We start from the raw sequence: 7353 nt of genomic DNA, 5'->3' as shown, positions 1-7353 counted from the left end.
TCGAACCGGCATCACGACCGAGATGGCCGAGACAGCGTCTTCACGTTAACCCGCCTGGACCCTTCACCAAAACCCGCACAGCTTGATCAGTCCCGGTCACACAGACTCTAGCATAGCTCGTCGCGCTTCGCTCCGAAGAAGCCGCAAAGAGTGCCTCTGTCCCCACGGACCCAAAATTCATACGCATTTTGTCAAGATGAACGAATTTCAGAGGATGCGTGCGCGCATCTTGCTGAGCCATTCCGCAGCCTCACGCCCTTTCAGGCTTCGGTTCCATAGCTGTTCTGTCATCGCCTCGTGTTTTGCCACCACTTCGGGCGCGGAAGTTATCGTTGCAACACCGAGGCGCACGTTGGCCAAGGCCCCGAGGCGGAACGGGCTGATAGCGAGTTCGGCATGTTCCGCGCGGCGAAATATCTGAAAACTCGCGCCCGGCATGGAATCGACCAGCACACCCAATTGAACACCCATGGGCTCATGCTTGAGCATATCAATGATATGATCGAGTTCGGCACGTGCCGCATTGCACCGCGCGCTTTTGCCGGCGAATTCCTGCGAGCCGACGAAACCGCTGGTGCAAAATACTTCCAGTTCTGCCGCGGACAGCAGACCAACCAGGTTCTGCCGCCTCGCGCGATAAGCCCTCTTGCGCGCGAGCAAGACCTCTACCAAGGAATCGATTTCGGTGAGTGCCCGGGTGCGGTCAGGCACATCCTGGGGCACACTTTCCCGTAGAACGTCTGGAAGGAGGTCGTCGTATTGATCCGTCGTCAATAGGTAGGAAATCGGGCCGAACATCACGCTTATCCGGTCCGCCTTCTCCTCGATCTGACGCATCCGTTCGAAGAAGCTCAGCGCGGAAGAGATGTATTCGACCTCGACGCCCAGAAAGGATGCAATGGACACGTCCAGTTGGTCCGCGATCCGCCCCAAGGTGTCGACACGGATGGGGTGACCGGCCTCGTAGCGGTAGATTGCAGCGCGTGAAACACCGGCGATCTCGGCAAGCTGGACGGGGGTCAATCCGGCGCCCACGCGTGCTGCGCGCAGCCTCTCACCAAGGGCTGCGATGGCTTCACTCTGGCTGGGACCGGATGAATTCACGCCTTGATTCCATTATTGAACCGCTCTTCCACTATGCAAGCGGCGTCCAAATGAAGCAACAAGCCTAGAGAACGTCTCATTTTTGAGATTTTTCTTGACATCGAGCCTTTTGCGCCAAACCATCTTCCCGTGTTTAGTTCAACGGGAGAACCAAGATGCTACACAAGCTTACACCTGCGGTCCGCGTTGCGGGCATGGTCGGCGGCCTCGCGATCGCCGGCATGACTACGGCGGCATCCGCGCAAGACTACACGGCCAAGATCGGGCACCTTGAGTCGCAGCAGCAGTCTCGTCATGTGTTTCTTGAGCGCGTGGCGGAACTCGTATCCGAGCGCACGGATGGTGCTGTGGCGTTCGAGATCTTTCCGTCCGGCCAGCTGGGCACACAACGTGAAATGACCGAAAGCGTGCAGCTTGGCACGCTGGAGGCGACCGTTTCACCGGCGGCCTTCATCGGCGGTTTTAACCCTGCTGTCTCGATTCTCGACATTCCGTTCCTGCTTCCGGCCGACGACGGGGCGGCGCAGGAGCTTCGTGGCGGTGCCTTCGGTGATAAACTGCTCGAGACCTTTTCGGACCGTGGCGTCGTCGGCGTGGAGCTGTGGCCCAACGGCCGAAAGCACCTCACCTCGAACAAGCCGCTCGAAGACCTGACGTCGCTGAGTGATCACAAGTTTCGCACGATGGACTCCAAGATCCTGATCGAGCAGTTCGAAGCCCTCGGCGCCTCGGCTGTCGCGCTGCCTTTCGGGGAACTCTATACCTCGCTGCAGACCGGTGTGGTCGATGGGCAGGAGAACCCCCTCGACACCATCCAGAGCATGAAGTTCTACGAGGTTCAGGATTATCTTGTGCTGACCGAGCACGGCGCCATGGAAGACGTGGTTCTCTTCAACCCCGCCTGGTGGAACGACCTGCCCGAGGAGTATCGGGACGTCATCGAAGGGGCCTTCGAGGAAGTCATCCCCGAACTTCGGGAACACAAGGCCGAAGCGGTCGCGGCCGCGCTGGACACGATCGAAGAGTCGAGCGACATCAACATCCGCGAAGCCTCCGATGAGGAGCGTGCCGCCATGCGTGACGCGACCTACGACGCGGCCGTGGCGGCATATCTGGACCGCGCCGGTGACGAAGGCGCGGCCCTCGTCGAAGTGTATGAGAGCGAATACGCGGACATCACGTCCGAGTAAGGGGCGACCCGACAGCTCGGCTCGGCCCATGCTGGCCGGGCCGTTTCCTTTTCCTGATAGAGTGATGATATGGGCCTCCTGACCCTGCTCCGGCGCATCGAGCGCGTTTTCCTGGTCTCCGTCTTTCTGGGCATGGTGGCGCTCTTTGCGCTGAATGTGGTGGGCCGAGAGATCGGCGGCGAGATTGCCAGCCGTCTGACCTGGATCGAAGAGGCCGTACGCCTGCTCAACATCTTCCTCGTGTTCGGCGCCCTCGGACTGGCCCTCGAGCGCGGCCGCCATGTCGGAATAGATACCCTGCGCCGAAGGCTGCCAAAGGGCCCACAACGCGGGATCGAAAAGACAATTGACGCTGTCGGCTTGCTCGCCTCGCTGTATCTGGCGTGGCTCGCACTCGGCCTGACGCAATTCGTTCTGCAGACCGGTCAGCGCAGCCCGACGCTCGATGTTCCCATGGGCTGGCTCTACACGGCGCCGATCATGGGGTTCGTCCTGCTCGCCCTTCGCTATGCGCTCAGCCTTTTCGGCATCATAGACCGCTTCTCGCAGTCGCCGGGCGCGGGCAATCCCGGCCAGGAGGCTCGGCAATGATCTGGCTCATCGCGTTCTTTGCCATTGTGTTGCTGGTCGCGGGCTTCGAGATGTTTCTCGTCCTCGCACTGCCGACCCTGGCGGCCAAGGAAGCCTTCTACGGGACTCTGCCTGATGCCGTTCTGATCCAGAAGGTCGTGGGCGGGATCAATCACAGCACGCTGCTGGCCATTCCGTTCTTCATCTTCGCGGCCCACCTGATGGGGGCTGGCCGGATCGCCGGTCAGCTTACCCACCTCATGCGTGTTTTCCTCGGGCACACGAGGGGCGGCATGGGCCAGACGACCATTGGAGCCTCCATGGCCTTCGGCTCGGTGTCGGGTTCGGCGCCGGCGACCGTGGCAGCCATGGGGCGCATCGTATACCCGGAAATGCGCGCCAGCGGGTTTTCGGAACGCTTCGGCCTAGGGCTCGTGGTGGCAAGTGCCGAGACGGCATTGCTGATCCCGCCCTCCATCACCTTGATCATCTATGGATGGATCACGGGCACTTCCATTGCGCAACTTTTCGCGGGTGGACTCGCAGTCGGTCTGTGTCTCGGCCTCGCCTTCGCGATGATGGTCTCGATCCAGGCGCGGCGCCGTGGCTTGCAGGGGGCAGGTCGCCAGCCATGGGCGGCCCGGATAACGGCCCTTTGGGAGGCGAAGTGGGCGCTGGGGATGCCGATCATCATTCTGGGCGGCATTTACAGTGGTGTCTTCACCCCGACCGAAGCGGCTGCGGTCAGTGTGATCTATGCGATCTTTGTCGAGATGATCGTGTTTCGCGATCTGAACTGGTCGAAATTGGTCGAGGTCACCGAAAACAGTGCTGTCGCCACGTCGGTCATCTTCGTGCTTCTCGCCGTGGGCGGTCTGCTGTCCTATTTCGTCACGCTCGCGCAGATCCCGGATCAGATCACCGCGCTCCTCGAAACGGTGAATGCCGGGCCGATCATTTTCCTAATTGTAGTCAACGTCTGCTTCTTGATCGCAGGAATGGTGATCGACCCCAATTCCGCGCTGCTCATCCTCGTACCGCCTCTGTATCCGGTGGCGATGGCCTTCGGGGTGGACCCGGTCCATTTTGGCATGATCGTGACGCTCAATATTTGCATCGGGATGATCACGCCGCCCTTCGGGCTCGACATCTTCGTCGCTTCCTCGACCCTGGACAAGCCGGTCTTGTCGATCATCGCCGGAGTTTGGCCCTTCGTCGCGGTCAACATCATCGTCCTGCTGATCGTCACATATGTGCCGGAGATTTCACTGTTCGTTCCAAATCTCATCTTCCGCTAAAGAAAGGGGCCGCTCGTGATCATGCTTTCACCCGCCCAGCTCGAACCCTCCAAGGAGCGGTCGATCCATGAGGTGGTCGGCACCGTCGTCACGCACCGGGATGCCGCCAGTGGCTATCGGCTCCTGGAGCTTGATGTTCCGCAGGAGGCGCTCGATTGCCGGCCCGGGCAGTTCTTTCACATCCTTTGCCCCGTAGACGGGCAGAGTCAGCCCTTCCTGCGTCGCCCGATGTCGATTTTCGGGTATGACCGTGACGCGGGGCGCCTGTCCTTTCTTTACAAGGTCTCGGGTATTGGAACGGCCGCGCTGTCTGGGCTTGACGAGGGGGATCGGCTCAATGTCGTGGGGCCACTTGGCAATGGATTCACCATCCCGCAGAACGCGCGCCACCTGGTCCTGGTGGCCCGCGGTGTCGGATTGGCGACCCTGGCCCCCCTTGCCCAGGAGGCCCGGCGCCTGGGGCTCGGCCTCAAGGCCATATGCTCGGCCCGGTCGCCCGAACACCTCATGTCGATCGACCACTTCCGGGCGCTCGGGGCCGAGGTGATCCCGGTCACCGATTCCGAGGGCACTTCGGATCCCGAACAGCTGCGCAGCCTGCTGGATGGGCTCGCCGAGGCGGATGAAATGGACATGATCTATACGTGTGGATCGAACCGCCTGCTCAAACTTTGTCAGCAGGTCGGACGGGACGCCGGCATTCCCGGAGAGATCGCGCTGGAACAGCAAATGGCCTGCGCGATCGGCATGTGTCAGTGCTGTGTGCGCCCCTTCCGCCGCGGCGGCGCGGTCGTCCAGGAACGCGTCTGCCGTGAAGGACCCGTCTTCGATATTCAGGAGGCCATGGAATGGTAGACCTGACCACCAGAATCGGCGCGCTCACCCTTCAAAACCCGATCATGCCAGCGTCGGGCACGTTTTCGAGGGATATGGCCGAGGTCTTCGAGCTGGATATGCTAGGGGCGCTTGTCACCAAGACCATCACGGCCGAGGTCCGCGGCGGAAACCCGACCCCCAGGGTCTGCGAGGTCGATGGCGGCATGCTCAATTCCATCGGCATTCCGTCAAAGGGCCTGGGGGCGTTTTTGGCAAATGAACTGCCCGCCTACGCGCCTTACCGCGCGCCCCTCATCGTCAGCGTTTCGGCCCCCTCCATCGACGGCTTTGCCGAGATTGTCAGCCAGTTGAACCTTCCGGGCATCGCCGGAATCGAGGCCAATATCTCTTGCCCGAACATCGAGGAAGACGGCAAGGCCTTCGCCATGCGCCCGGACACCACCGCACGGGTCGTCGAGGCGCTGCGCCGCGAAACCGATCTTCCGCTATGGGTCAAACTGACCCCTAACACCGGGGAGACGGTGGAAGTGGCGCAAGCTGCTGAAGCGGCAAGGGCAGATGCCCTGGTCGTGGCCAATACGATCCTGTCAATGGCCGTCGATGCGCGCACGCGCAGACCCAAGCTCGGCAATCTGATGGGCGGCCTCTCGGGGCCGGCCTTCAAGCCCATCGCGCTTCGCATGGCCTATCAGAGCGTCCGGTCCGTGGACATTCCGGTGATCGGGTGTGGCGGGATCTCGACCGTCGAAGACGTTGCGGAATTCCTGGTGGTCGGCGCATGTGCGGTGCAAGTGGGCACGGCAAGCTTCATCAACCCGACGGCCATGCCGCGGCTCAGGGATGACCTGCAGGGCTTCCTCGCCGAAGAGGGATATGCCTCGGTCTCCGACTTCATCGGCTCGATCCGTGACGGGGCCCCCGGCGATGCGGTGCGCTTCATGGAGGCCGCGCCATGAGTTGCACCGAAACCCTCCCCGATCTCGACATGTTCACGCAGGAGGAAATCAGCGTGGCGGCCGACCTCCTCGACAGCGTGGCGGCCATGAGCGCGGACAGCAGTGGTGTCAGCCGCCCGGCTTGGTCGCGCAAGGAGACCGAGGTCCTGGACCACCTGACCGCAAGGGCAGAGGCCGAAGGGCTGGCGGTCTGGTCGGACGCGGTCGACAACCGGGTGTTTTCCCTTCCCGAGGATCAGGGCAAGCCCGACTACACCTTAATCGGCAGCCATGTTGACAGCGTGCCCGTCGGCGGCAACTTTGATGGTCTCGCGGGTGTCATTGCAGGGTTGATTTGCCTGATACATCAACGTCGCAAGGGCACAGGGTTTTCCCGCCCGGTCCGGGTGATCGCGATGCGGGGCGAGGAAAGCGCCTGGTTCGGGCCCTGCTATACGGCCTCAAGAGCCCTGACAGGTGGCCTTGGCGCGGACGCCCTCGCAGCCAAGCACAAGAGCGACGGCCGTACCCTGGCCGACCACATGGCGGATGTCGGCGTGGACCTTGGGCCCGTTCGCGCTGGGACGCCATTGATGGATCTAACCGAGATCAGGGAGTATCTTGAACTTCATATCGAACAGGGGCCGCTACTTCTGGGGGATGACCGAGCGGCAGCTGTTGTCACAGGGATCCGTGGCAATATCCGCCTCAAGGATATCGTCGCGCGGGGTGAAGCCGGTCATTCGGGTGCGGTGCCGCGGGAATACCGACGTGATCCGGTGATGGCCACGGCGCAGCTTCTTTCGGCCATGGACGCGCTTTGGGCAGACGAAGTTTCTGAGGGGACCGATCTGGTGATGACAACGGGAATGATCGGAACCGACCCCACCCATCATGCCATGGCGCGGATTCCCGAGAGCGTGAGTTTCAGCTTCGAGGTGCGCAGCCAATCTCCGGAAACGCTGTCGCGCGTCGAGGAGACCTTTCGGGACAAGGTTCGCGCTATCAGCGACCGCACCGGGGTGGCGTTTGACTTGCCCGACCCGATCCGGAATGCGCCGGCCGCGCTTGACGAAGACGTGCAACGCGGCCTGCTCGACGCAATGGAACATGCGGGACAGAAGCGCTATGCCATGCCCTCAGGAGGTGGGCACGACGCAGCCGTCTTCGCCAACGCCGGGGTCCGCGCCGGCATGGTTTTCGTCCGCAGCCGGGGTGGATCGCACAACCCGGCGGAGTCGATGGCACCTGCGGACATGATGGCGGGCGCCTCGATCTTTCTGGCCCATATCACCGCCAATGATTGATCTGACCCAAGCTCTGAAAACACCGGCTTGGCGCTGCCCGAGACAGCCTTTTGGGCGGGACAAGTCTGTGCTACTTCCAGACCGATTTTGCACAACCGGACCCGCGCATTTT

General features: G+C 61.9%; 7 protein-coding genes. 6 read left to right on the top strand and 1 reads right to left on the bottom strand.

All coding sequences use genetic code 11. The features are described from left to right. Positions 1 to 207: 207 nt before the first annotated feature. Positions 208 to 1104: a helix-turn-helix domain-containing protein gene (locus tag BU124_RS14245; RefSeq protein ID WP_084864232.1), complete on the bottom strand. Its 897-nt coding sequence runs from the start codon at positions 1102 to 1104 to the stop codon at positions 208 to 210. Between the two features lie 155 nt (positions 1105 to 1259). Between BU124_RS14245 and BU124_RS14240 the strand changes: the two genes are divergently transcribed. The 6 genes from BU124_RS14240 to BU124_RS14215 all read left to right on the top strand — a co-directional run bounded on the left by BU124_RS14240 (position 1260) and on the right by BU124_RS14215 (position 7241). Further along, complete coding sequence (locus BU124_RS14240) at positions 1260 to 2294, top strand: TRAP transporter substrate-binding protein (protein WP_245831706.1); 1035 nt, start codon at positions 1260 to 1262, stop codon at positions 2292 to 2294. Between the two features lie 69 nt (positions 2295 to 2363). Next, on the top strand, positions 2364 to 2885 hold the full coding sequence (locus tag BU124_RS14235) for a TRAP transporter small permease (protein WP_084864230.1): 522 nt from the start codon (positions 2364 to 2366) through the stop codon (positions 2883 to 2885). Further along, complete coding sequence (locus tag BU124_RS14230) at positions 2882 to 4162, top strand: TRAP transporter large permease (protein ID WP_084864229.1); 1281 nt, start codon at positions 2882 to 2884, stop codon at positions 4160 to 4162. The genes BU124_RS14235 and BU124_RS14230 overlap by 4 nt, the downstream gene beginning before the upstream one ends. A 21-nt stretch (positions 4163 to 4183) precedes the next feature. Continuing rightward, positions 4184 to 5017, top strand: a complete 834-nt coding sequence (locus tag BU124_RS14225; RefSeq protein WP_084864233.1) for a dihydroorotate dehydrogenase electron transfer subunit — start codon at positions 4184 to 4186, stop codon at positions 5015 to 5017. Beyond that, on the top strand, positions 5011 to 5955 hold the full coding sequence (locus BU124_RS14220; RefSeq protein ID WP_084864228.1) for a dihydroorotate dehydrogenase: 945 nt from the start codon (positions 5011 to 5013) through the stop codon (positions 5953 to 5955). The genes BU124_RS14225 and BU124_RS14220 overlap by 7 nt, the downstream gene beginning before the upstream one ends. Continuing rightward, positions 5952 to 7241, top strand: a complete 1290-nt coding sequence (locus BU124_RS14215; protein ID WP_084864227.1) for a Zn-dependent hydrolase — start codon at positions 5952 to 5954, stop codon at positions 7239 to 7241. The genes BU124_RS14220 and BU124_RS14215 overlap by 4 nt, the downstream gene beginning before the upstream one ends. Positions 7242 to 7353: the final 112 nt, after the last annotated feature.

It is taken from the genome of Salibaculum halophilum, assembly GCF_002094885.1.
Classification (GTDB): Bacteria; Pseudomonadota; Alphaproteobacteria; order Rhodobacterales; family Rhodobacteraceae; genus Salibaculum; species Salibaculum halophilum.
The sequence above is the reverse complement of the archived record's forward strand: the minus strand, read 5'-3'. Positions and strand labels throughout refer to the sequence as shown.